General features: G+C 47.6%; 22 protein-coding genes. 19 read left to right on the top strand and 3 right to left on the bottom strand.

The features are described from left to right. The first annotated feature begins 670 nt into the window (after window positions 1-670). From L4D76_RS25580 to L4D76_RS25660, 17 genes are all read left to right on the top strand, one after another. Window positions 671-1,024, top strand: a complete 354-nt coding sequence (locus tag L4D76_RS25580) for a DUF6404 family protein (RefSeq protein WP_428443684.1) — start codon at window positions 671-673, stop codon at window positions 1,022-1,024. A 144-nt stretch (window positions 1,025-1,168) separates the two neighbouring features. After that, entirely contained in the window at window positions 1,169-1,936 is a 768-nt protein-coding gene (locus tag L4D76_RS25585) for an amidohydrolase family protein (RefSeq protein WP_428443685.1), read from the top strand. Continuing rightward, window positions 1,911-2,777, top strand: a complete 867-nt coding sequence (locus tag L4D76_RS25590) for an amidohydrolase family protein (protein ID WP_428443686.1) — start codon at window positions 1,911-1,913, stop codon at window positions 2,775-2,777. The genes L4D76_RS25585 and L4D76_RS25590 overlap by 26 nt, the downstream gene beginning before the upstream one ends. Window positions 2,778-2,923: 146 nt before the next feature. Further along, window positions 2,924-3,271, top strand: a complete 348-nt coding sequence (locus L4D76_RS25595; protein ID WP_428443687.1) for a hypothetical protein — start codon at window positions 2,924-2,926, stop codon at window positions 3,269-3,271. A 140-nt stretch (window positions 3,272-3,411) separates the two neighbouring features. Continuing rightward, window positions 3,412-3,933: a hypothetical protein gene (locus L4D76_RS25600; protein WP_428443688.1), complete on the top strand. Its 522-nt coding sequence runs from the start codon at window positions 3,412-3,414 to the stop codon at window positions 3,931-3,933. A 303-nt stretch (window positions 3,934-4,236) separates the two neighbouring features. Then, window positions 4,237-4,443 carry a cold-shock protein gene (locus L4D76_RS25605; RefSeq protein WP_428443689.1) on the top strand — a complete coding sequence of 69 codons (207 nt, stop codon included), beginning with the start codon at window positions 4,237-4,239 and terminating at the stop codon, window positions 4,441-4,443. Window positions 4,444-4,732: 289 nt separating this feature from the next. Beyond that, window positions 4,733-5,188, top strand: a complete 456-nt coding sequence (locus L4D76_RS25610; protein WP_428443690.1) for a hypothetical protein — start codon at window positions 4,733-4,735, stop codon at window positions 5,186-5,188. 95 nt (window positions 5,189-5,283) lie between these two features. Beyond that, window positions 5,284-5,820 carry a GNAT family N-acetyltransferase gene (locus L4D76_RS25615; RefSeq protein WP_428443691.1) on the top strand — a complete coding sequence of 179 codons (537 nt, stop codon included), beginning with the start codon at window positions 5,284-5,286 and terminating at the stop codon, window positions 5,818-5,820. Window positions 5,821-6,514: 694 nt separating this feature from the next. After that, window positions 6,515-6,931, top strand: coding sequence for a GNAT family N-acetyltransferase (locus tag L4D76_RS25620; protein ID WP_428443692.1), 417 nt, complete (start codon window positions 6,515-6,517; stop codon window positions 6,929-6,931). A gap of 135 nt (window positions 6,932-7,066) precedes the next feature. Further along, window positions 7,067-7,837: a GNAT family N-acetyltransferase gene (locus L4D76_RS25625; protein WP_428443693.1), complete on the top strand. Its 771-nt coding sequence runs from the start codon at window positions 7,067-7,069 to the stop codon at window positions 7,835-7,837. 762 nt (window positions 7,838-8,599) lie between these two features. Continuing rightward, on the top strand, window positions 8,600-9,088 hold the full coding sequence (locus tag L4D76_RS25630) for a hypothetical protein (RefSeq protein WP_428443694.1): 489 nt from the start codon (window positions 8,600-8,602) through the stop codon (window positions 9,086-9,088). A gap of 239 nt (window positions 9,089-9,327) precedes the next feature. Beyond that, window positions 9,328-9,516 (top strand): hypothetical protein, encoded by a 189-nt coding sequence (locus tag L4D76_RS25635; protein ID WP_428443695.1) that lies wholly within the window; start codon window positions 9,328-9,330, stop codon window positions 9,514-9,516. Between the two features lie 318 nt (window positions 9,517-9,834). Further along, entirely contained in the window at window positions 9,835-10,746 is a 912-nt protein-coding gene (locus L4D76_RS25640; protein ID WP_428443696.1) for a sulfide/dihydroorotate dehydrogenase-like FAD/NAD-binding protein, read from the top strand. Between the two features lie 2 nt (window positions 10,747-10,748). Beyond that, entirely contained in the window at window positions 10,749-12,263 is a 1,515-nt protein-coding gene (gene gltA / locus L4D76_RS25645; RefSeq protein ID WP_428443697.1) for an NADPH-dependent glutamate synthase, read from the top strand. After that, window positions 12,260-14,245 carry a 2-oxoacid:acceptor oxidoreductase subunit alpha gene (locus tag L4D76_RS25650; RefSeq protein WP_428443698.1) on the top strand — a complete coding sequence of 662 codons (1,986 nt, stop codon included), beginning with the start codon at window positions 12,260-12,262 and terminating at the stop codon, window positions 14,243-14,245. The genes gltA and L4D76_RS25650 overlap by 4 nt, the downstream gene beginning before the upstream one ends. Before the next feature lie 20 nt (window positions 14,246-14,265). Further along, the gene (locus L4D76_RS25655) at window positions 14,266-15,216 is read left to right on the top strand and encodes a thiamine pyrophosphate-dependent enzyme (protein WP_428443699.1); all 951 of its coding nucleotides are present in this window, start codon (window positions 14,266-14,268) and stop codon (window positions 15,214-15,216) included. Beyond that, window positions 15,213-17,474 carry a ferredoxin gene (locus tag L4D76_RS25660; protein ID WP_428443700.1) on the top strand — a complete coding sequence of 754 codons (2,262 nt, stop codon included), beginning with the start codon at window positions 15,213-15,215 and terminating at the stop codon, window positions 17,472-17,474. Before L4D76_RS25655 ends, L4D76_RS25660 begins: the two co-directional genes overlap by 4 nt. A gap of 140 nt (window positions 17,475-17,614) precedes the next feature. Here the strand turns inward: L4D76_RS25660 and L4D76_RS25665 are convergent, their stop codons facing one another. The 3 genes from L4D76_RS25665 to L4D76_RS25675 are packed head-to-tail and all read right to left on the bottom strand — an operon-like array spanning window position 17,615 to window position 22,684. Then, window positions 17,615-19,393, bottom strand: coding sequence for an ankyrin repeat domain-containing protein (locus L4D76_RS25665; RefSeq protein ID WP_428443701.1), 1,779 nt, complete (start codon window positions 19,391-19,393; stop codon window positions 17,615-17,617). A gap of 2 nt (window positions 19,394-19,395) precedes the next feature. After that, window positions 19,396-21,006, bottom strand: coding sequence for a hypothetical protein (locus L4D76_RS25670; protein ID WP_428443702.1), 1,611 nt, complete (start codon window positions 21,004-21,006; stop codon window positions 19,396-19,398). Further along, window positions 20,993-22,684: a hypothetical protein gene (locus L4D76_RS25675; RefSeq protein WP_428443703.1), complete on the bottom strand. Its 1,692-nt coding sequence runs from the start codon at window positions 22,682-22,684 to the stop codon at window positions 20,993-20,995. The genes L4D76_RS25670 and L4D76_RS25675 overlap by 14 nt, the downstream gene beginning before the upstream one ends. Window positions 22,685-23,489: 805 nt before the next feature. On the opposite strand from L4D76_RS25675, the gene L4D76_RS25680 reads away from it, so the two are divergent. Further along, complete coding sequence (locus tag L4D76_RS25680) at window positions 23,490-23,663, top strand: hypothetical protein (RefSeq protein ID WP_428443704.1); 174 nt, start codon at window positions 23,490-23,492, stop codon at window positions 23,661-23,663. A 108-nt stretch (window positions 23,664-23,771) separates the two neighbouring features. Further along, the gene (locus L4D76_RS25685) at window positions 23,772-24,824 is read left to right on the top strand and encodes a polyamine ABC transporter substrate-binding protein (RefSeq protein ID WP_428443705.1); all 1,053 of its coding nucleotides are present in this window, start codon (window positions 23,772-23,774) and stop codon (window positions 24,822-24,824) included. The last annotated feature ends 4 nt before the right edge of the window (window positions 24,825-24,828 follow it).

Genomic DNA, 24,828 nt, shown 5'->3' on the forward strand with positions numbered 1-24,828 from the left:
CTCTACTGTTGGAGTCATTAATTCACTTTGAAAAACTGTGATCATCTAGCAGTTCAACCACTAAACAACTGCCTAATCGGGTAGCCGAGGGTATCTTCCCTCTGCCCCAAAACACCCTGCATACGCGCCCCCCACTTGAACACCCTACAAACCCTAGAAACTCATCGGTTATTTCAATTTGTAGGCTATATAGGGTTCGTAGGCAGGGGGTCGTGTCCCTGACGAAAGCTTCCGTGCCTCCTTCACAAACCCGCCCGGAACCACCACCCATTGTTCAACATCAGAAACTTTAATAAGTACCACTTATTGCATCGTGATTCACATAAGCAGAGCCCCTCCAATAAAAATGTATGCATATGACGTCGTTGTTGTCTAGATTTGATGATGGTGGTGAGCTCTGTGTGCCCAAGGGCGGTAGCGTGGCGTTCTCAGTCATTTTCTCTGCGTCAGAGAACTTACCTTCCTTCAGCAGAACAAATATAAAAACATGAAAATGGAGATATCAGAGATTAGGTCGCATATTTCATTCGTATATCTTCCGATACACAGGAGATTTACGAACCGAGCTCGTTGAATACAATGTTATGTGTTCTTAATTGGCCGAATTTTAATCAAATCAGTCCGTTATCATCTGAATTTTTAGATGGTCTGAAATTAAAAAGGACATCAAATGGATTTTGATCCTAAATTGAAAGAAGCACTAATTCTGTTAGAAAAAACGGGGATGTGGTCAAGCACATATAAGCCACCAATATATCGTCTGCTTTGGCGTTTGGGAATAAAAGTAAGGCCACCTCATTTTTCGAGTGTTATATCGAATTTCTTCTGGTCATCTCTATTCTTTGGTTTTTTCATAACATTGTTTAACTCAATCATGGGTGGTCTTGATGGCGCGGGATTACGAATAGGACTTTTGTCAGCATTTTTTGGTTTGTGCATGTCTGTTTCTTATTGGCTAGGTAAGCGTAAATATCATTTACTAACCTGGGATGAATTGATTAGTAGTAATAAACCGAACACATAACATGCCATCAAGGTTATGCATTACACATCGGCAGTTTTGGTTTGAAGTGTAATTGGTTTTGAAAATTCAGCGTGCGCACACCTTATCGGGGCGTTCGCTGCGCAGAAAACACGACCCTCATCAAATTGATAAGGAGTGAGAAAAATGAAATGTAAAATATTGTTTTCTATCTTGGCCATAGTCAGTGTACTCACTGTCTACCTTGCCAATGGAAACGGAATGAAAGATCTCCATGCGCAAGAAACTCAGAGTTCTCAGCCTCTGACGACCGCTTTTATCAACGTCAATGTGATCCCGATGGATACGGAACGGGTGCTCGAAAACCATACCATCATCGTCGAAGGGAACCGCATCACAGCTATTGGCCCGGTGAATGAAGTAACCGTCCCGGCAGGGGCAAAGGTCATCGAGGGAGAAGGGGCTTTTCTGATGCCTGGCCTAGCCGATATGCACATGCACTTTTTAGAGGATGAAAGAAATTTAAAGTTATATATTGCCAACGGGGTAACTACAGTCAGGGAACTTAGCGCAGGTCCACTCTCTTTCCAATGGGAAAAAGAGATCTCTGAGGGGACGAGAGTGGGTCCACAAATTTATAAAGGACGTCTAATTGAAACTTTCCCTGAAGAATCGTTGAAGATTATGTGGCGAACCGGATTCACAGTTATTATCGGTTTTATTTTATTTTTGCTTGTGTGGTTTGTTTTAAGAAAACGCATTGCTAAAATCGGGAGAAGACTGGTGATAAACATATCTCTACTTTCTGTGTTACTCGTTGTTGGCTATATACTAACTAGAACAGTTGTTCCAACTTACCAAAATTTAGCCCCTCCAGGTATAAGTGTCGCCATTGTTGATTCGGCATGGGAAGCGAGAAAAGCAGTTCATGAAGCAAAGTCGGCGGGGGAATGATTTTATAAAACCCTACGACACTTTGTCACCAGCACAGTATGGTGCACTGATGAAAGCAGCCAAAGAAACAGATATGATCGTAGCCGGACATATACAAGAAGTTCATGGTTTAGATGGGATCATTGCTCATAGTCAAAATGAAGTGGTCCACCTTGAAGAATTGCTAAATGAATTTTTAGTCGGGTATGAAAAAGGGCAGTATTCTTATCCTTTTGACATGGAACTTGATGAGAGTCGAATCGAATCAGTGGTCAAAAAGCTGAAAGATTCCAGCACCACCTTGTGTGTCACAATGGCAATAGATGCCACTGTTTTGAGAAAAGTCGCCAACTCGACTAAATTTTTGCAAGAACCCCTCATTGAAAAATATTTGGATCGAAATCAGTTTGAAGCGATTAAAAACGAGTCAGACAAACATCTGAGGATTTTTAATCAGCGATTTCCCAACAACATTGAGCGATGGTACGCATTATATGAAAGAATATTAATTGAAGTGAGAAAAGCAGGAGTGCATATTACCCTCGGGACAGATGCAGGTGTTGAGGGGGTAGTGCATGGGTTTACTGTGCATGATGAATTGAGATTATTGACTGAAACGGGAGGGTATACCCCGTATGAAACGATTGCCGCTGGCACAAAAAACGCTGCCGAATCAATGGGTGATCTGACTGAATGGGGGACCATCGCCGTGGGTAAACGGGCGGACTTGATCTTGGTCAATAAAAACCCTCTAGAAGATGTCGCCCATATCCAAGATAAACGGGGGGTGATGGCGGCCGGCCGTTGGTACCTTGCAGCGGAGCTAAAAAGTTTCCTTAAGGAAAGCGAGGTTGGACCCTGATCGAAAATGAACAGGAGCGAATCGGGTCGAGCCAAATCACTTCCAATAATTTGCTGATATTAATAATTTTTTATAAAAATGTGAACTAATAACGGGGCTTAGATCGTCTTTTTTGAGGACCAAAAGAGCACTTTAAGGAAACGAGAGTGATTGTGAAATCTGCGAACAAGGCGGTACACTTGACGCCCACCCCTGCGCTTTTCACCAAGTTTTGTTGCAGACTGCCAGTTCATCTCTATTACATTGGCCATTATCGGGTGGGCGCAAGTGACCTTTGCGTTAGGCATCAAAAGGAGGTGTCACTTGGCAAAGTGGATTGCGGTAGTTTTAGGGATTTTGCTGCTGGCATGCCAAAATCTGAAGTAATAATATTGCTAAACGAATTATATCCCGATTATGAAGTTTATGAAAAAGAAGGCCGTCTAAACACTACATGGCTTTCCTTCAAGGTTGATGGGAAAGGCCAAGTAGTTGAAAACGAAGCCTGTCAGTAAATGCCTAACAAATAAGGATAAGTGTCGCGCAGCCGACACCTATCCGAAGTGTTGAACAAGCCACTCAAGCGGGAAAAGAGACATAGCTGATGTATTGGTCTAATCCAAACAGTGAGCCATGTTCAGAAAGGTGATTAACCATGTTTTCGATAGAATCATGCCCGCTTCCGGATAACGCATTATTGGATACCTATCAACAGAACGGGGCTTACACTGATTGCTACTGTACCGAAATTTCCAGTGCAGTAACTCATTCACAATATGTACATGCCTTTTACACCACTTCAGTTTTCAAGCTGGAACGGTCAATTTTGAAATGGGTAGTATCAAAACCGTCATCAGATGCGCAAGTTGTTCTGTTAGCTGAGGGGGAAACTGATACATTTGCTGCATGGAGCGTGGAAAACCGATGTAAAAATCAATTGTTAATGTGCGATTATCAAAAGCGCACGAGGTCATGGCTCATGATTGAACATGTAGAGAGCGAAAATGGCATCCAAACACGATTGTATTTTGGTTCTGCAGTTGTTCCTATAAAAAACAGCAAAACGGGTAGTTCTTCGTTTGGTCTCGGTTTTCATGCCCTATCTTGGTTTCATAAACTTTACTCTGTTGTCTTATTATTCTCGGCCAAGTCACGGCTTATGAAGTATAGTTCCTAGGAAGTTAATGAGTATTGTTGCATAGCTGGGTAGCCGAGAGCCTTTAACCCTCAGCCCCCCTACATACGCCTTGCATGCGGATCCGCACAGGACTTTCACCTTATCAGTTCATGCCCATGCTGGGCGTACACAAGTCGCACCATGTCGACCCCTTACGCTCGGCAGTTTTGGTTTGAATTGGTTTTTGTTATTACGGTGTTCAATCAGCAATATTTGTGTATTTCACGTTAAGCAGTTTTAACAACTATACTACGAATGCAGAATACTGCGATCAATCAACACAATCAAACTAAAGAGAAGAGTATGAGTAAAGGTACAGTAAAGTGGTTCAATGCAGACAAAGGTTTTGGTTTCATTACGCCAGATGATGGCGGTAAAGACCTATTTGTACACCATTCAGAAATTAGAAGTGGCGGAGAATACGCAACGCTTAATGACGGACAGACAGTAGAATATGAAGAAGGACAAGGCCAAAAGGGGCCATGTGCAACCAATGTTGTTCCAGTTTGACTTCATAAATTAACAAGGACAAGGGCCACACTTTATCGGGTGGCTGAGAGTCTTTTCCCCTCAGCCCCTACATGCGCTACCCCCTCCAGAAACCCTACAAAACCTACAAACTCATTACTCACTCCAATTTGTAGGGTTTATAGGGTGTTGAACAGGGGCGTCCACAGAAAAATACTCCGCTTCTCTTCACATAACCTGAGTCCTCTCAATGAAAATATATGCATATATTTACAACGTCGCCTAGATTAAAAGCTAGTAGGTAGCTTCTGATGCTAAGGGAAGAAGACGAATGAAAACCGCCAAACCAATGGATTGGAAGATCGAGACGTTACCATCAAAGCAAACCACTATCCCCCTGGATCGAACTTTCCCGCCACAGGAAATGGAGCAAATCCGCAGAGGACTTGTGCCAGAGCAAATGGAGGACAAGTGGTTTATTTACTGGAAGGATGGCACTCTGTTCTTTCATCGCAGCTGGACAGGATTCTGTATCTACGTTGTCCATTTTGCCGCCGAGGATGGCAGTTGCAGGATGATTAAAGCAGAAGTGAATCGAGACCCTGCGCAATACAGTGAAACCAGCGATGAAATAGACTCAAGAATGATCTCGTACCTAGTGGATGTGCTTCTGCTTCATCACGAAGCCGTTTTTCCAAGTGACGAGCCATCTTCCGAGAAGCAGGCACTCATGAATTGGAGCCAAGTTGGGAGGGCAATGCTTGGTCAACATCCCAATGATGAGTGAATTGCCTAATTCAATGGTCTAACGTTCAGCTACCCTCATACACACGCCCCTCCCTCCAGAAAGCCTACAAACCCGAGAAACTGGAGTTCAGTTTAGTGAAGTACAGAATTGCAACGTTAAAAGATGCAGAAAAGATAGCTGATTTGCACGCGCGCAGTTGGAGAAAATCATATCGAGGTATATTTCCTGATTCGTTTTTAGATAAAGATGTTTGGGATGATAGAAAAGCTTGCTGGTTAAAGCGATTAGTTAAACCGAAGTATAATCAGTATGTTGTCGTTGTAACGGATAATAACGCTATTTGCGGTTTCGTCTGCGCTTTTGGAAACGAAGATTCTAATTGGGGAACTTTTATCGATAATCTTCACGTATCGAGCCCCTATAAAGGAAAAGGAATTGGTAAGTCACTAATGCGTATGGTTGCGAAATGGTCGATGGATAGCTTCCCTGATGAAGGGCTTTACCTAGAAGTTCTTGAGGACAATATCACTGCACGTGGCTTTTATGATGCTTTAGGCGCTACCCATCAAGAAACAAGGTTGTGGCAACCTCCTGGTAGCACCCGTAAAGTCAATGACTTGCTTTACGTTTGGAAAAGCATTGAATGTATGGGATTAAGCCTCAATCCATAGCAACGCAGAAAGGACGAGATATGAGCGAAACCAGTTAAGAGATCAAACCAATTGGGGTCATATGGTCCGAACTGACCAGTCGCGAGACACCCTCGAGCAGATCTTCGCGGATTGGGAAGCTTGGTATCAGTCACTATCTTCTCTAAAATTCTCTTCCCTCAAACATGCTTCCAGCTTTGCATCAATGATTAATAACGCAGGACGTTTCATTGGCATGAAGCCTTTAATCATGGCGATGGTATTTCCAGATTAATCATAACTGGGAAGTGAGCACTTAGTTTGTATCCAGAGGTGATCCCCTGCTCATTAAAGGCGATCTCTCGGTCAGTATTTTGACTTAGATCTATTTCCTTCGTTGCCTGCAGGTTACACAATTTCAGAAGAATTAGCCCAGAAGCTTTGCCCTGACTAATACTTTTTAGAGTTGGAAACTTCGGTTTGTACTACCTGATGCACATTGACTCACAAAATCTGAATAACCAAAATGAATTCGCGTGCATATGCTGGTTGACTTGTTTTATTTTATAGGCAGCTGTGCGTTCTGTGCTCAAGGGGGATAGCGTGGCTTTATTGGCGGCTTGCTAATCATTGCTTGCGTTGGTTCACCTTAGCTATTTGTCGATAAACAGGAAATTTATGAACTGAGTTCGCTGAATAAGAGTTAACTGCTTTTATGTGAGTTTTGAGGAAAAAAATGGAATTTATTATTACCGAGAACCCAAGTGATAATGATATCGCTGAAATTTATCAGGGTTTAAAGCAGAACAATATCCCATACATTGGTGATATTGCAGAAAGCGAAGTTGCTTGCTTTACCTATGCAAGTGATGGTTCCAAAATTGGAGGGATTATAGGGCGCACATGGGGAAGTTGGCTGTTGATTAAATACTTGTGGGTGGATGATACATTCCACAAGCAGGGTGTTGGTTCAAAGTTATTAACAACGTTTGAAAGCCATGCAAAGGACTTGGGGTGTAAGTATTCATTGGTTGACACTTTAAGTTTTCAAGCCCGACCATTCTACGAAAAGAATGGTTATCACTGTCGGATGACACTTGATGATTATCCAGTCGAAGGACAGTTACATTTTATGACGAAAGAGTTAGGTTAGCTCAAGCCGTTAACAAAGCCATCATATTTGACGCGTTACACTCGGCAGTTTTGATATGGAGTTCGGGGCGTTTCGCTGGTTCATCGTGGCGCAACTTATGGCAGGCGTTAAGTGCAAGGATAGCGGAGGTGATTTATGGAATACATAACACTAACCAAAAGCAATATCGATTCTGAACATATTTGTTGTGCAATCTCTGATAAGAAGTGTGCTCATAGTTATGAGTTAAAGAAGCGCTGGCTTACTAAGGAATTTGAGAATAACTATGTATTTCGCCGCCTTGATGAACGCGCAAAAGTATTTATTGAGTATGGCCCAGCAGAAAAGGCATGGGTTCCCGTTACTGCACCCAATTACATGATGCTTGGTTGCTTTTGGGTTTCCGGTAAGTACAAAAAACAAGGTCATGGTAAAGCACTATTACAAGACGCAATTGAAGCAGCCAAAAGGCAAGGGAAAAATGGTTTGGTTGCGGTTGTTGGTGCTAAAAAATTTCATTTCATGAGTGATAAAAAATGGTTTCTAAAACAAGGTTTTGAAGTGTGTGACACGCTTCCTTCAGGGTTTACTCTGGTATCACTGGATTTTGGCAGTAATGATCCTCGTCCTCGCTTTAATCAGTGCCTCAAGGAAGGGAACCTTTCCAATAGCAAAGGTTGTGTAGTCTTTTTTTCAAATCGCTGCCCGTACTCTGAGTACCATGTTAATGAGTCTTTAGTCGCGTCATGCGAAAAGCGTGGTTTGCCACTGAAAGTAGTCAAAATTGAAACGATGGAACAAGCTCAGTCAGCACCAACGCCAGCCACCATTTTCAGTCTATACATTGATGGTGAATTTATTACTACAGATGTAAGTGTCTGTATGGACTCTCGATTTGACAAGGCCATCAGCAAAAAAAGTACATAACAAACAATCAAGGTGATGCGTTACACTCGGCAGTACTGATCTGGAGTTCAGTGCGCTTGGTTAGTTTAGTGTTGGCTTCCTTGTTAATTGGATATGGCTGAAGTTAGTCCTCAAGAAGAGCATGCGAGCTTGACCGTTCATCTAGGTTCGCCTGGCGATTATTGTTCAAAACAGACTTCTAGTGCCACTTCATCGCATATGTGCTGTCGTGTACAACGCTCGCAATCTTTCATTATTATTCCAGGTACTTGCGACTGTCTTTGCCATGCTCTGATCCTCTCAATAAACATATTAAGTTGTGTCAGTGCCAAGAGGAGTCCCGGGATACTCATGCAGTGATGACCTCATATTAGAAATTTTGAAATCAAAGCTCTAGCTAAAACCTGCCATAATAATGCCAATTTCTGCTTGTTTTATTCATAGGGAACATTTCCCGATATTTATAGGCGTTAAGGGAATGGTGTTCATCTCTTAGAACGCGATTGATACTGAGATCCCGGAAACATAGGGATGTATTGCCCACCGTTAAGGCTCTCGAAGTACTTCACTGTTACTCAGGCTTTCAATCGTTCACACTTAAGCTTGATGAGATTTTTCGGGAGTGAGAAGGGCGTTTGACGCATTTTCGGTAACGATCAATTGTCAAACTTTTGACCTCCGTCACCCTATTTGACTTAAATATTGATAAAACGCATGGCTCTTTGGCCGCTGCATGCATAATGTCTCTGATGTTCCGTTTTATTTAAGTTAAAGGTTAGAAATATGTCTGATGTGCCAGTGTCTGTTGCAAATGCTGTCGAGGTGGTTCAGCCGGTTGTTGAATCTTCAGGTTCAATTTGGGGGTATGTAGCAGGTGGTGCTGTCTTACTGGTTCTTGCCGGTTTCTACGGTTATCGCAAGATGAACACGCCTTCATTTATCATTAAGCAAGTAAGAAAGAGAAACCTGAAAGAGATGCAGAAGCAGGGCGTAGAGAACTCTGACTTTATGCTTGATTTGGATAAGCTGCTTGATTCTGTTCTTGAGTATGCCAATAAGAACAACAAAACGGGTAGTGATGTTGTTAAAATCATCAGTCCGTTAAACGACTCTTCACGTATCAAAACACCACGTGATATGTATCAGTCGATGATTTATATCGCTAACGAAATGCATGATGTGGCATTGGCACGTGAATTTAAGAATAAGTCCAAACAGGTAAAAGCAAGCTCACCGTTGATGACTGGCTTGTTGAAGCGTGCAGGTATCTAATCTGACTAATGAATCTGAGGTTCTTGGGCTGGTCCTAGTGTTTGCTTAAATCACACAAGCAACCTCAGTTTTACCGTTTTAAAGCCAAGCTGCGTTGATGTCTTACTCAGCTTCACTTAATCTCAATCCTTTCTCGCTTCTTCCCCCCACCCAACGCTGTTAAGCTTTTTGTGTTGTGGCATATGTTTGCTACAACTTAGTTATGTCTTCGATTAAGGATATAGCAAGCGGAGGAAACCATGTCAGAGAAAAAGCCCGAGCATCCTGCAGTCAAGATTGCAGGAACTGTCGGTGCATTCATTTTCATAACTGTCCTAATGTTGGCTGTCTTGGTCCCTGAACAGCTTTCTATTGTGGGATGGATCGTCATTCCTCTCGCAATAATGGGTATTGCGTTGGCTTGGTTCTCATCCAAGAAGCAAGAGTAGGGATCTTCATGTGTTTGTCACGCAAAGCCATCTTTCTGTGGATTACGATCACACAGCTAAGCCTTCCGGTTTGATTTATTAAGATGAACTTCTACAACTTTCATTAGGGGTCAAGAAGAAATGGCCAAAATGATGAGACCAGATTTAATCATCTTTATCCTGCCATTCTTGTTGTTGCTCTGTGTGTTCGATATCTGGCAGGCTGCTGCGAAATTATTAAGCAATTGATCTATATCAAACAATGCTTCTATTGGGCCATAGTATTGATAATCACGTATATATTTTTATTGTCGGACTGATTTGCGAAGGGAGATCGTTATGTCCTCAAGTAAAAATCGAAAGTTTCATCAGATCAATTCATCAACACACGAGGACTATCACGCCTGTGCTATTGAGATCGTCCGGCGTGAGGACTTCTCTGACGTTACCTACCTTCTGGAAATTCGACATCCGATGATAGCGAAAGCTGCCCAACCGGGTCAGTTCGTGATTGTAATGTCGCATGAAGATGGCGAACGAATTCCACTGACTATTGCAGACTTCGACCGTGAAAAGGGCACCATTACGCTTGTTATACAGGCGGTCGGAAAAACCACCCAAGAGATGCAACGTTACTGCCAGGTAGGTACAACACTTCACAGTGTGACCGGCCCGATGGGAGAGCCAAGTCATATCAGCAATGTCGGGAAAGTCGTCTGCGTGGGCGGCGGTCTTGGTGTTGCTCCGGTGTTTCCTCAAGCGCGGGCATACAAGCAAGCAGGTGCTTACGTTATAGGTATCGTCGGCTTCCGCAATAAGGAGCTGGTTTTCTGGGATGACAAATTCCGTCAATACTGCGATGAGTTCATTATTTGCTCAGACGACGGCTCGGTAGGTATCAAGGGCCGAGTCACAGATGGTATTCAGCTGGCAATTGAAAAGCACCCGGACATCCAGGAGTTGCTGGCGATAGGCCCGCCGATCATGATGCAGGCCTGCGCCGAAACCACGCGGCCCTATGGGATCAAGACTACCGTCAGTTTGAACCCGGTGATGGTTGACGGCACCGGAATGTGCGGCGGCTGCCGCGTTAAGTTGGGTGATAAGATGAAGTTCGCCTGTGTCGACGGACCGGAGTTTGATGGTCACCAGGTGGATTTCGCCGATCTGATCAACCGGTTAAAACGTTTTTCCAACGAAGAAAAACTTGCCGTCGAAAAATGGACGGGTAGCTGCAAAAAGAGGATCTGACCATGGCAAAAAAAACCATCAGAACTATCCCCCAAGACCGTACGCCGATGCCGGTCCAGACGCCGACGGCGCGAGTGACGAATTTTGATGAAGTCGCTATCGGCTACAGTCAGGAAGACGCCCTGGTCGAGTCGGAGCGCTGCCTGATGTGTCCAAACCCTACCTGCGTGCCTGCTTGTCCGGTGCACATCAATATCCCGGGCTTCATTCAGAAAATAGTCGACAAGGACTACCGCGGTGCCTATGACGTCCTCAGCGACGCCAATCTGCTGGCAGCCATTTGTGGTCGGGTCTGTCCACAAGAAAATCAATGTGAAGGCGTATGTATTGTCGGTCAATCCCTGGAGCCGGTCGCCATTGGACGGCTTGAGCGGTGGGTTGGCGATCAGGCTATAGACAACGGTTGGTCTAATATCCCTTACATAAAAGCCAATGGCTACCGGGTTGGTATTGTCGGCTCAGGGCCTGCGGGTATCGCCTGTGCTGCGGACATGGCCAAGGCTGGTTGTGATGTCACCGTTTTTGAAGCCTTCCACAAACCAGGAGGGGTACTTCGCTATGGCATCCCTGAATTTCGTCTGCCCGATACCGTGATCGCGGCCGAGATCGACAAGCTGGTCAAGCTGGGCGTCAAAATTGAATGCAACATCCTGGTTGGCCGCCTGTTTACCATAGACCAAATGATCAATGAACTCGGCTTCGACGCGGTGTTTGTTGGCACTGGTGCCGGTACCCCCCGTTTTATGAATATCCAGGGTGAGTTTCTCAACGGTGTTTTATCTGCCAACGAGTTGTTAACCCGCTGCAACTTGATGCAAGCCGGGGACTTCCCAAACCACGATACCCCACTGGGTCTGGGTAAGCGTGTTGCGATAATCGGCTCAGGTAACACGGCGATGGATGCGATGCGCATATCGCTGCGCATGGGCGCAGAAAAAGTCTATTGCATCTACCGCCGTACCATCGAGGAAAGCCCTGCCCGTAACGAGGAAATCGAGCATGCTGCAGAAGAAGGCGTGGAGTTCCACTGGCTCAGCAACCCGCTTGAGATCCTCGATGATGACAAGGGTAACGTGGCAGGTATGCGTTGTATCCGGATGGAGCTGGGGGAGCCCGATGAGTCCGGAAGGCGGCGACCCGTACCTGTTGAGGGCAGTGAATTTGAATTTGAAGCTGACACGATTGTGTACGCGATTGGCACCAGTGCTAATCCGATCATAGGGCAAACATCCAGCATCAAACTCAATAAGTGGGGATTCATCGAAACCGATGAGAGCATGGCCACCTCACTTGCTGGCGTTTATGCCGGCGGGGATATAGTGACCGGCGGAGCAACCGTGATCCTGGCGATGGGGGCGGGTCGCCAGGCGGCAGCGTCAATGAAGCAATACCTTGGTATTCGGGACACCGAAGTGGTGTACCAGAATGAACGGTCAGCCCCGGAAAATATGCTGTTTGGGATCGTCCGCGAAGAGCACAATTTTACCAGAGTAACTACCAGGGAGGAGGTCGAATGAAGACTTTGTTTACAGACAACACTGTTATAGGTAAAGCCAAAGTGACGGTGAGTGATCTTCGCGCTGACAGTCCGTCCGATACTCAAACTATAGAGATCCATCAAATAGATGCTGTCGGTACGAACCAGTCTCCAGTGGTTCTGGAAGAGCACACAGTGGAAATTGTCAGTGATTCCGGTGAAGGGGCTCAAAAATGCGGCCAGTCTTTTGGCACAATTGCCGCACGCTCAGGTAACAGTATCTGGACCGTTGAGATCATTCCTGCCGAAATTCAACCGCCGGCACGCAGTATTGAAGGCGCCAGCGGCAACCGGATCCGCTTGGCATCACGCCGGATGAGCAACGGTGGTGACGAGGCAGATCTGATGATCGCGTTCAATGACCAGGTCATGCTACGTAGAGCACGAGAGCATGAATTAAAACCAGGCTGTACCGTGCTATTGGAAAACAAGTGGAAGACCCACCCGGATCCGGCCATAGCGGGAATGTACGCCGATGCCGTGGAAGAAATGGTCCAGGGAGGTTATGACATCCGCGAAATCCCGATGGAACAAGAATGCCTGAAGTTGGTCCGTGATCCGCGGCGCGGTAAAAACATGTTTGTGCTGGGGATGTTGTGCCATATCTATTCGCTGGATCTGCAGGATGGACGCAATCAGGTTGCCAATATATTCAGGAAAAAAAGCGAAACCATAATTAACGCCAATATCGAGTTGCTGGAAGCCGGTTATCACTGGGCTGCTGATTATCTCGATATCCGCTATCAGATCCCGCCTTCAACCGTTACAGAGCCCCAGATCGTCGTTAACGGCAATGTTGCTATCGGTATGGGCGTCGTGGCATCAGGCATGGAAGTTTGTGCGATGTACCCGATCACACCGGCAACCTCGGCCTCCCATTACCTCAGCGAAGTATTCAACAAAACCGGTGGGTTGGTACACCAGGCAGAAGACGAAATTGCCGCATGCTCGTTCGCCATCGGCGCATCCTATGCGGGGAAATGCGCGGTGACAATAACCTCGGGCCCTGGTTTTGCCCTTAAACAGGAAGCATTGGGACTGGCGGTTATGGCCGAAATTCCGCTCGTGGTCGTCAACGTAATGCGCGGTGGGCCCAGCACCGGCCTGCCGACCAAAACCGAGCAGTCGGATCTGTTGTTTGCCTGCTTTGGTGGTCACGGTGACAATCCTAAAGTGGTCATGGCCACCTCGGACATCGAGGACTGCTTCTACTCAGTGATCACTGCCCGCAAGATCGCTGAAACATTCAATATCGTAGTCGTGGTGTTGTCTGACGCCAATCTGGCATCGGCTCAGCAGCCCTTTCCACGACCCGTCTATAGCAAAGACTGGCATGCTCCACCCTTTGACCAAAGCCCGATCCCCGAAGGTGCCCTGCCTTATGACTGGGATCCACTTACCGGGATTGCTCGCCGTTTCATCCCGGGACAACCCGGCGGCATGCATACGCTGACGGGTTTGGCACATAACCGCTCTAGTTGTGTCGCCTACAACAGCGCAGCAAATGTGGAGGGCGTGAAACACCGGAGCCTTAAGCTGGCGGCATTGCAAAAGACCCTGAAAACCCCCGAGGTTTACGGCGGTGAGGAAGGCGATTTATTGCTGATCGGTTGGGGTAGCACCAAGGGTTCAATCCAGGAAGCGGTAGACCGAGTACGCGCAAAAGGTCACAAGGTTTCTTCCTTGCATCTGAAATTTATCCAACCAATGGCCTCCGGTATTCGTGAGGTGCTCGGACGTTTCAAACAGGTGATGACCATCGAGAACAATTGGTCTGATAGGCTTGAGAGCGAACTTATCGATGAGGACAACCGCCGCTATACCGAGCTTGCCCTGATGCTAAGAGCAAGATTCCTGGTAGATATTGACTGCTATTCAGAAGTCAATGGGCAGCCGTTAAAACCCGGAACCGTCGAACGGGTGATTATCGACAAACTGCAGTCACAGGAGGTGCAATCATGAACACGACTATTTCTTCCTGCATGATAAATTTACTGGACGATAATTACGTTCTCGAAGACTACCAGAGCGTAGTGCCGCGATGGTGTGTCGGTTGTGGTGACCATGGTGTACTTACCGCTGTACAACGACTGTGCCGTGACGAAAAATTGCCCCCAGAAAAGACGGTGTTTGTTTCCGGAATCGGATGCTCAAGCCGCTTCCCGCATTATATGAAAACTTACGGTTTTCATGGCTTGCATGGCCGCGCGTTGCCGATCGCTGAGGGCGTCAAAATCAAGCGTCCGGATCTGAACGTATTCGTGATCATGGGTGACGGCGACTGCTGCAGCATCGGTACCGCGCACTGGATCCATGCGGTTCGCTATAACATGAACATGACAGCAATTGTGCTGGACAACGGCATTTACGGTCTGACCAAGAACCAGGCTTCACCGACATCACAGATCGGCCAGATCAGCAATACAACGCCTACAGGCTCACACCTGGAGCCACTGAATCCCATCAGCGTTACACTGGGCATCAGTAATGCCTCTTTCGTGGCCCAGGCTGCGGACTGGATGCCTGATGTTACGCACGACATTATTCAACAGGCTTTTCGCCACAAAGGCTTCTCCTTTATCCGGATATTACAACGTTGTCCGGAATTTCAGGCCCATCGCTACGATGATTGGGTACGGGATCCTGAGCGTATGTTGTTACTGAAACATGACAACGGTCTCCACATCACCCCAGAGCTGGGGCGGGTATATCGCAACCAGGAACTCCATGATCCCTCCGACCGTAATCGGGCACGCGAAATCGCCTCGGGCCACGACCCGATACCGGTAGGGATATTGTATAAGAACCCGAATATCCCTTGCTATGAAGATCTGCAAGTTCCGGACACAATGAATACCTCAGAGGGGGTGAGCGACTTCCTCAAGGCCGAGTTCGACAAAGTGACCATTAACCCCAAAGGAGCAACAATATGAATTTGGCAACTGCTTCTTTACCGCGTGCAACTGAGGTTCCCAGCATCAATCTGGTCGCTTTTTATCAGCTTGGGGACCGCTCGGAATTACCTGTCGATAAAAACAGCTTCCAGTTATTGCGGCCAGCTCTGTTTGCAAATTATCACGATCTGTCGAGACTTCGTTATGACTTCCCGCTGATCCTGGTAAACGACAACCAGGGCCAAGAATGGGCAAGCTCTCTGGCCGACACCATCGATGCCAGCTTACAGAAAGTTGCGCCACGGGGCATCAAGGGAGAAGAGCTGCGGCGTCAGGTTCTCAACCAGGAGCAAGAGATCAGGGATCTGGTGAGCCAGGGGCTAAATGGTTCCATGTCGTCATTATGGGAAGAGGCGAGGCTAAAGCTACAGCTAGCGGTGAGTGAAACGATGCGCTCAACGCTTGATGAAAACCTCGGCAAAGCACACGCTGAGTTGGACTTCGATGGAGAAATCATCGACTGCGATGCTGAGCTTCCAAGACGGTTGTTCACACATGCATGGGCTCAGAGCCAGCAAGTGAAATCGATGCAACTGCGCTCACGGATCGATTATCTGATGCAGAAACTGTCAGATATCCTGCGTATCGATTACCTGCGTTCAAGCGAGGCGCGAGATCCCGGACACCTCGAACGCTCTGTAGGTACAGGCAACAAGGTTGACTTTGATTTCCAGGCCATGGCCCGCATTCTTAAATCAGCGCCCGTTGGTGAACCCCTGTCGGAAAAACGGGTACTCCGGATCAGAGAGGCCATCGCGGTCTTTCAATCCCAACGTTTTGTAACCACCGCTGGTGGTAATGACTCATTTAGCTTCGCTTTTGAAAACTGCGAGCCGGCACTTGAGGCTTTCCGGGAGCGTCTGTCAGAGATGGCGATGCTTGTTAAGGCGATCAGCATCGCCGAGTTAGAAATTGAAAACCGTTATGACGAATCTCAGCACGATAGCTTCTATCGTCGATTCGACCAGAATCAACTGGGACCCGAAGAACTAGCGCAATTTCCGTCTTATCTGGTGGTTCTGGAAGATGAAGTTGATGCTGCAGATCAGCACGCCGTGATCTATATCCTACGCAGCGGATTACCTTTCAAGATCATCGTCCAGACAGAGAATATTCTCGGTGAACTGTCAACGGTGCAGGGCCAATTGATGTTCGGAACACAAGGCCAGCAACTGGCACGGATGGCCTTGGGCCTGAATAACGTATTCGTGCTGCAGTCGGCCTCGTCATCGCTTTACCCGTTAAGGGATCACATCATGCAGGGGCTGGCCTGTGACTTACCGGCTCTGTTCAGTGTCTATTCCCCGGGGAAGGCTAATCAATCTGGTTATCTTGCCGCCGCCGCCGCCACCGAATCTCGCGCTTTTCCCAGCTTCGTTTTCAACCCGGTTTCTGGTGAAGATCTGGCCTCACGATTCCACCTCGTCGGCAATCCCAGAGTGGGTCAAGACTGGCCGAGGCATCAGCTTAAGTATGAAGATTCTGAATTGAACGGCTATAGAGAAGAGACCGCATTTACCCTGCTTGATTTCATCGCCACCGACAGTCGCTTCGCCGAGCATTTCGCGTGTATTGAGCCAGCGTACTGGAGCAGTAATATGCTGCCCGTAGACGCCTTTCTGGAGCTCGATCCAAATTCGCGTAAAGACAAGGTGCCCTATGTGCTGTTGATCGACGAAGACGACGTGATTCACCGGGCAGTCTGCAATATCAGGCTCATCGACGCGGCAAAACGCTGTCGTGATCTGTGGCGAAACCTGCAGGAGCTGGGTGGGATCAATAATTCTCATGCATTGAAGGCGTTAGCCTTGGAAAAACAATCGATATCAATCGCTTCAGTATCGTCTACCGTGGCGGCCACCGCAGCTACATCCACATCCACATCGGACACATCGGACGAAACCGTGAACACTGGATCACAACAGACACCCGCCGCCATTGAAGCAACAGCGGATATGGCTCCCGAACAAGACCCTGGGATTTCCCCCGATGCTCCCTGGATTGAGACCATTCGCTGTACCAGTTGTAACGAGTGCACAGAGCTTAACGACCGGATGTTCGCCTACGACGAAAACAAGCGAGCGTATATCGCGAATCCGGAAGCGGGTAGCTATCGTGAACTGGTTGAGGCCGCAGAAAACTGTCAAGTCTCCATCATCCACCCCGGCAAACCCAGAAACCTTGATGAACCCGGGCTGGAAGAGCTGATAATACGTGCAGAGCCTTTCTGCACTTAGTACCTGAATATACAGAAATGATGATAGGTACAGCTGGAAACCTAGTGGCCATAGGCTCGACTTTTTCTCTTACATGGTTACCAGCTGTTACCTTCATCTCCTTTGCCTGCTGCTGTGTTGGTTTGGCTTAATCCAAAATCCTAACGGTTTGAAGAAAGCGCTAATTTCTTGGCAAGATCCGGATAGCCTTTTGCAACTGCCCAATCGGCGGCGGTTTTCCCCTGTTGATCTTTGACGCTCTTATCTGCGCCGAGATCCAACAACAGCGCTACGGTATCGGGGTGATTCAGTACCGCTGCATTCATAAGCGGTGAGCGCCGTTGGTGGTCGAGCGAGTTAACGTCTGCACCGGCATTTATTAACGCGGTTATCACCTTCACATTGTCACTTTGAGCCCCCCAGTGCAAAGCGGTACGCCCAAGCTTGTCAGTGGTGTTTATTTGACTCTCTTTTTGAAGAAGCAAGTTCACTAACGGAAGGTCTCCTGCCAGTGATGCTGCCATTAGCGGAGTAAAGCCCTGGCGGTCGGCTAGGCTGGTACGCGCGCCTTTCTCAATCAGGATAACTGCGATCTCGGATTCACGATTTCCTGCGGCGAGCAGCAACGCTGTTGCACCATTCTGATCTTGCCAGTTAAGGTTAATTCCTGCGTCTGCCAGTTGGGCTACTGTGCTTGGATGTTTGCCCGCAATGGCATAAAACAATGCATTCCACCCAGGAGTATTGGCCTTGCTCAGGTCGGATTTTTTCTGAACTAATAGTTCAATGATCTCATTGAAGCCCCCGCCTGCCGCCACCATCAGGGCGGTGACGCCGCCTTCATTCTGGGCATTTACCTTGATGGTTTCTTGGGTCAGCAGAAAACGCACGACTTCCGTGTGACCATTTTGGGCGGCAAACATCAGCGGGGTAAAGCGATGACGCTGCACGCTATTTACATCAGCCCCTGCGGTAACTAACAAGCGCACCGCGTTAAGGTTTCCGTCCATGGCGGCCAAATGCAGCGGGCTGTAATTGTATTTGTCCCGAGGCTGGATGTTCACGCCTTCGGCCAGCAATTGGGCGATCAGTTGAGTATCGTCATATTTGGCAGCATGATGCAGCGCGGTACGACCTTTGCCATCAGGCTCATGTTGCTCGGCACCGGCCGTGATAAGCAAGCGGGTGATCTCGTGACTTTGTCGAGCAATCGACACGGCTAACGCTGTTCGGCCTGTTTCGTCCTGACTATTCGGCTGGGCGCCAGCGTCAAGCAGGCGTTTCACCAGATCGGTATAGCCATGTTTTACGGCGAGAAACAACGGTGACTCGCCCCGGCCATCGGCCAGGTGCACATTGACTCGCGCACTAAGCAAAATGTCGACAACGTCCGGATGGTTTGAGTTGATTGCTATATAGAGTGCCGTCCGGGCAAACTGATCGCGCTTGTTAAGTGCCGCGCCTTGGTTGACCAGACGCTGGGCAATATTCGCATTGCCAACGGCAGCCGCGAGCATCAGCGGGGTTTGCCCAGACCGATTCACCGCATTGATATCAGCATTGTGGATCAGCAGGGTCTGAACGGCGCTGTCGCTACCTTGTTGAATGGCCATACCCAGAAGTGTTTGACCTGAAGCTGAGTTAATCTGGTTGCCCCAATCAGGGTGTTCAGACAGCAGGTTATTCAGCGTTGGCAGATCTGCGCGTTGCAGGGCGTCTACGGCCTGCTCTGATTGTCCGGCAGAGCGAGCGGCAGTAGCTTGCTGAGATGCATAGCCACCGCCACCTTTGGGCTGAACGGTGGTGGTGGCCATCGTCCAGCGGCTCGACATTGCGGCCAGCAACCCGGCGGCAATCAGGCTTGTGATTAACAGGTTGACTGGCAGCCTCCGATTCACCCTGCTTGATTTAGGCTGAGGCCTAGCAATGTGAGTTTTCATAGTTATAAGTCATCCTCTAATAAGTCGTCATCCCAGTTGATGGTTAGCTCGGCATGAAAGATTTTGACTGCTTTTTTGTCACCTTTCACATATACGGCTAAATCGAAATCATCAGTTAGTGGCAACCCGTTGATAGACATTCCATTCCCTTCGGTTGGCAAACCATTGGCACCAAGGTTGATACTGTTTTGGCTGGCATCAATCCAACCCCGACTGGTGGCCAGCGGAGAGGGTCCGTCAAAATCAAGCAGGTCGATCGTGGTGGACGTGTTGCTGCCCTTGGCATATTTCTGATCATCCTTATCAAACGGCGGTGGTGTATTGCACTCGCTGCTGGCATTGGCGATCTCCAGGCTGGGAACATCCTGACCGTATTTATTGGCTTTTAGGCGCCAGCGAGGACCAACCTCTTGCTCACCAGCATCTGACACACCAGCTTCGAATGGGTCCCGGTCAATGCTGGTGTACCACGCATTGGTCATGCCTGATTTCAGATCACTGGAAAATGCGTCGGGTTGTTCAAACCCTGCATTCTTATAAAGGGTTCCGGCGGGAATAAAGTCGCCATCGCCTTCATAACAGTCGCGGGCCGATTGCCAGTTTGAGCCGACGGTCAAATAGCCAGGCAGGCGCCCCGTTGCGGCTTCATTTTCCATGTCTTCGGGGCGGATCTGATCGTTAGGGTTGTTTGTTATTGAGTGCGTGATGGTCAGTGTTGCACTGGTTACCGTATAAGGGGTTCCGGGATTGTCCTTCCACAGTTGTGGTAATGGCATTTGCGCATAGACTCGAATGTCGATCGGTCTTTTGATCGCGTTACCCCAGCGATATAGCGGTTTGCCATCGTCTTTGAGGGTAATGGAGTAGTCTTTGCCAACCGCGATATCGTGCTGAACAGTTGACTCATTGGCTTCCATTTGAACCCCTGGAACCGTCGAAGTCAGCGACTCATCGGTTTCCTCAAAGTCGCGAACGATTTTGAGGACGTCACTGAGCGTGTTATTGGCGCAGTTGTCGATGATCTCACCCGTTGCCGGATCGAGCAGATCGCGCTGTACACTGGAGCTTGGGTCGATTGTTGAATAGGGGACCGACTCGTTGCAACTGAGTACATGCTCCATGGCGACATAATGTTCAGACGAACATTTTACGGTCACACCGCCAACGCCTGTACACCAGGTGCCGTAGGGATCCCGTGTTTTGAACAGATTTGTTTCACTATTGGCAAGGGCTAAGCCATCGCCATAGGTTTCGTCGGTAACATTTCCAGCAAAACCTTCGGCGTAGTCTTCGTCGAATATCCGTGGTGCAGCACCGACAAAGTCTGAAACAATAAAGCCAAAGTTATTTTCAATGGGATACAAGGTGACGCCTTCACGATCGGTCTGCGGTTGCGGTCCACCATCCGGACAAGATGTGTGAACACTGTCGGCCATACCGCATAGTATGCTTTGATCCGTTGCGTAAGTGGCGTTATCCTTCCCGCCTTGAACATCCATGACACTAAATGTGTGCTGTTGGATATGCGTCTGCGGCGCTGCCGCGAGCCCGGGCGACAAAGCCAGAAGCGACAGGCCGGTAATGGTGCTGATATTGAATTCATAAGGCTTCATCAGTTTCGTCTCCTAAGTTCACGGGTGAATAGTCAATGTTAAGGGTCGCGTTATAGATCCGAGTCCCTTTCGCATCCCCCTTGACATACACCGCCAGATCAAAGTCTTCTGTTAGCGGTAAGCCATTGATCGAAATACCATTACCTTCGTCCGTTTGATTTGATGCGCCAATGTTGACCGGATTTTTACTGGCATCAACCCAACCCTCGCTGGTCTGTAGTGGCGAAACCTCACCGGTGATATAGTCCAGCAAGTTAATGGTGGTTGTGGTTTCTGTACCCACAACATACTTGTAGGTATCGTGATTATATGGAGGCTGGGTGCAGGCTGCTAACGGGATCTCCAGAGACGGGACATCCTGGCCAAACTTGTTTGATTTAAGCCGCCAGCGAGGCCCGACCTTCTCGCCACTGTCGAACGGGTCGCGGTCGATGGTGGTATACCAGGCATTGGTTAACCCTTTGGTGAGATCAGCAGAAAACCCTGCAGGATCTGCAAACGCGCTGTTCTTAAACAGAGTTCCGGCCGGGATAAAGTCGCCGTCGCCCTCGTAGCAATCGCGGGCTGAGACCCAGTTTTCCCCGAAAACGGAGTAGGTGGGCAGTCGACCCGTGGCCGCTTCATTTTCCATGTCTTCAGGTCGTAGTTGATCGTTAGGGTTATTGGTGATTTCATGCTGTACCACTAACTCAGCCCTGGTGACATTAAAATTAGCACCTGCAACTTTCCACTCGCTGGGTAATGCCATGCGAGCATAGAGCCGGATATCGTTGGGACGCTTCACGGCATTCCCCCAGCGATACAAAACCTTACCGTCATCTTTAAGGCTAACGCTGTAATCTTTGCCGATGGCTAAATCCTGCCGAACCGTTGACTCATTAGCCGCCATCTGTTCGCCCGGAACATTACTGGTGAGTTGTTCCGTGGTAGTAATGCCGTCGCGAATGATAAATAACTCATTGTCCAGGCGCTCGTCGGTACAGCTGCCGATCACATTGTCAGGCGTGCTCAGCTCCGGGTTCGGGTCAATAAGGCTGCTTTGCTCTCCGCTTAACGGGTCTGGTGTTGAATAGGGAATGGTCTCATAGCAGGTAAGAATATGCTCCAGGGTACTGTAGTGTTCGGTGGAACACTTCACTAGACTGCCGCCTAACCCCGAGCACCAACTGCCGGTTAGCTTAGGTGCTTTGAATACGTCAGTGGCAGCATTGGCTACCATCAGTCCGGCACCGTTAGGGGCTAAATTGATGTTGTTTGCCCAACCCTCGGCGTAGTCGCCATCCAGATCTTTTGGCGCAGCGCCAACAAAGTCTTCGATGTTATAACCAAACTCGCTATCAACCGGGAACAGTGTTTCACCGGATTTTTTAACTAATAGCGGCTGGGTATCTTCGCAAGGCGGGCTGTTAGTGTCGATCCCGCAGAGGATGGAAGGATTTTGTGCATAGGTTCTGCCGTCAAACTGACCTGTGATGTCATTAATGCTAAATGTATGACTAACCGAGTAGCTCACTATTTCAGTATTTATGCCTTCTGTAATTGAAGTTGTGGTTGTTGCTGACTCATCCTGGCAACCGGTAAGGAACATTACCGGGCTGCCGATGGCAAGTATTGAAAGTGTTGCCGTCGTAACCTTTTTAGCTTGGGTAAACCAAGCATGGTATGGCTGAGATTTCATGCTGCCCCCTTAGTAAGTAGAGTTAATACTCTCTTTCAAGTTAGGTATAGGACAGGATTGTGGGCGGTGTCATTTTTTTGACGCGCAATTGTATTATCTTTCAGATAATTTGATTTAAGTCAACATTAGTGCTTGAAAAGCAGGTTAAGACGATGTTTCTTGTGGTGTGTTTTTCGCTATAAAGTCGGTTTCTAGAGGTGTTGAAGGATTGGTGTTTTGTGTTTATATCTTTTATTTCAGTTGCTTACGTTTGGCGGCTGGTTGGGTGTGTTGCTGGGTTAATTGGTTTTCTGCACAGCCAATGTGAATGTATTGGCTGAATTGATTAGCACAGGGATAGCTCTGCGATACGTAATATATTTGTTGTTATTGTAATTTTATAACGGAGTATCTTTGTTTGGTGTCAATATTTTGTCGTGGTGATTTGACGAAGATAATCTGCTAACGCAGTTAACGTAGATACGGCCTAACTCAGGTGTCATATACCCAAGTGACCTCAATATGCAGGATTCAGAGTGAGCTCAGCGAGTTCAATTCAAGGAAAATGAACACAGGAATGGTTGTCCCTTTCAAGTTCATTTGACGCAGAAGTGGGCTCGCTGACTCACTCCCAAAGGGCGAGTTCCTGTTTTATTTGCAAAAGAAGGGGCTCCTATGCTGCGTTGCTGATTTTTGACGTAGAACCACTATGTCTTCAAATCAGCGCCTTACCTAGAAGCCAATAAATTCTCGCTGAAACGAGCATCTTGAGGTCACTTGGGTATAAGCTACTATTAATGTGGGTGGGTTATTTGAGGCATATAACATGGCTGACTTCACTGAGAACATGCGTCTGAGGGGCAAGGCTGAAGAAGATATCTATTTTGCCGAACTAAACCGGAAATTGATTGATGCCCTACATGAAAAACAAGCCGAGGAACAAAAACGTAATGCCGAGCATATTGGCGATATGGAACACCCGGATAAAGCGGATAAATGAGTCTGATCGTCAGGAGCAGGCAAAATAAGAAAGACAGGCACTGCTGTCTTGTAAATGTAATTATCGTTTACTAATCTGGAATATAGATGGCCAGGGAATGGTGTGCTTATGAAGATGATAAAAATATTAACGATAAGTGTTTTGCTTATCTTTTCTCCTTTTTTTTCTCAATCAGCCTGTTGCGCCGAGAAAACCTTAACTATTCTTAACTGGAGTGAATACCTTGATCCTGATCTTGTTCAGCGTTTTGAGCAGCAGTATCAGGCCAAAGTCATTGAAATTTACTACGGCTCAGACGAACAGCGCTCTGAAATGTTACTGCAAAATAATGCCGAAGGTTATGATCTGATCCTCTCTTCCGGCGTTGATCTGAAAAGCTACACAAAACGCGGTTGGTTGGCTGAACTGGAACAAGAGAAACTCCCCACCTTGCAATATATTAACCCGAAGTGGCGTACCACATTCCCTGAAGCGGAGCTGTATGCTGTCCCTTACTTTTGGGGAACCGTGGGTATTGTTTACCGCCATGACTTGCTTAAAGAGCCGATCACCCACTGGCGGCAACTTTATAATCCCGCCCCCAGGCTGCAAGGTAAGATTGGTATGATTGATGATAGCCGTGATCTTATTTGTATGGGATTGAAGTCACTGGGGTATTCGGCCAACAGTGAAGAGAGTACGCAGCTCAAAGAGGTTGAAGAGGTTCTGCATGCTCAAAAAGCCATGGTCAATTCCTATATTTATATGACACTCGATGAAAAGTCACCCATCGTGACAGGGGAGATCCTGGCGTCCATGGTTTATAACGGCGATGCCCTGATGGTACAGGAGCACAACGAAAACCTGACTTTTGTTCTACCCGAAGAGGGCGGAGGTATCTGGGTCGACTATTTAACCATCGGGGCGAAAGCACAAGATCCTGAACTGGCCTATGCATTTATCAACTTTATAAACCTGCCGGAGAATGCGGCCCAACTTGCCCAGTTTGTTTATTATGCTTCACCTAATATGGCTGCGGAAAAGCTGTTGCCTGAGGGGTTTTTGAACGATGAAGTGATCTATCCGAACCAGGATAGCCTGAAAAACTCCGAGTTTTATAAGCCACTTTCAGCCCGTGCGCAGCGTAATCGCAATAGTATCGGCGTAAGTATTATTCAGTAGCTTT

The organism is Photobacterium sagamiensis, assembly GCF_050337085.1.
Classification (GTDB): domain Bacteria; phylum Pseudomonadota; class Gammaproteobacteria; order Enterobacterales; family Vibrionaceae; genus Photobacterium; species Photobacterium sagamiensis.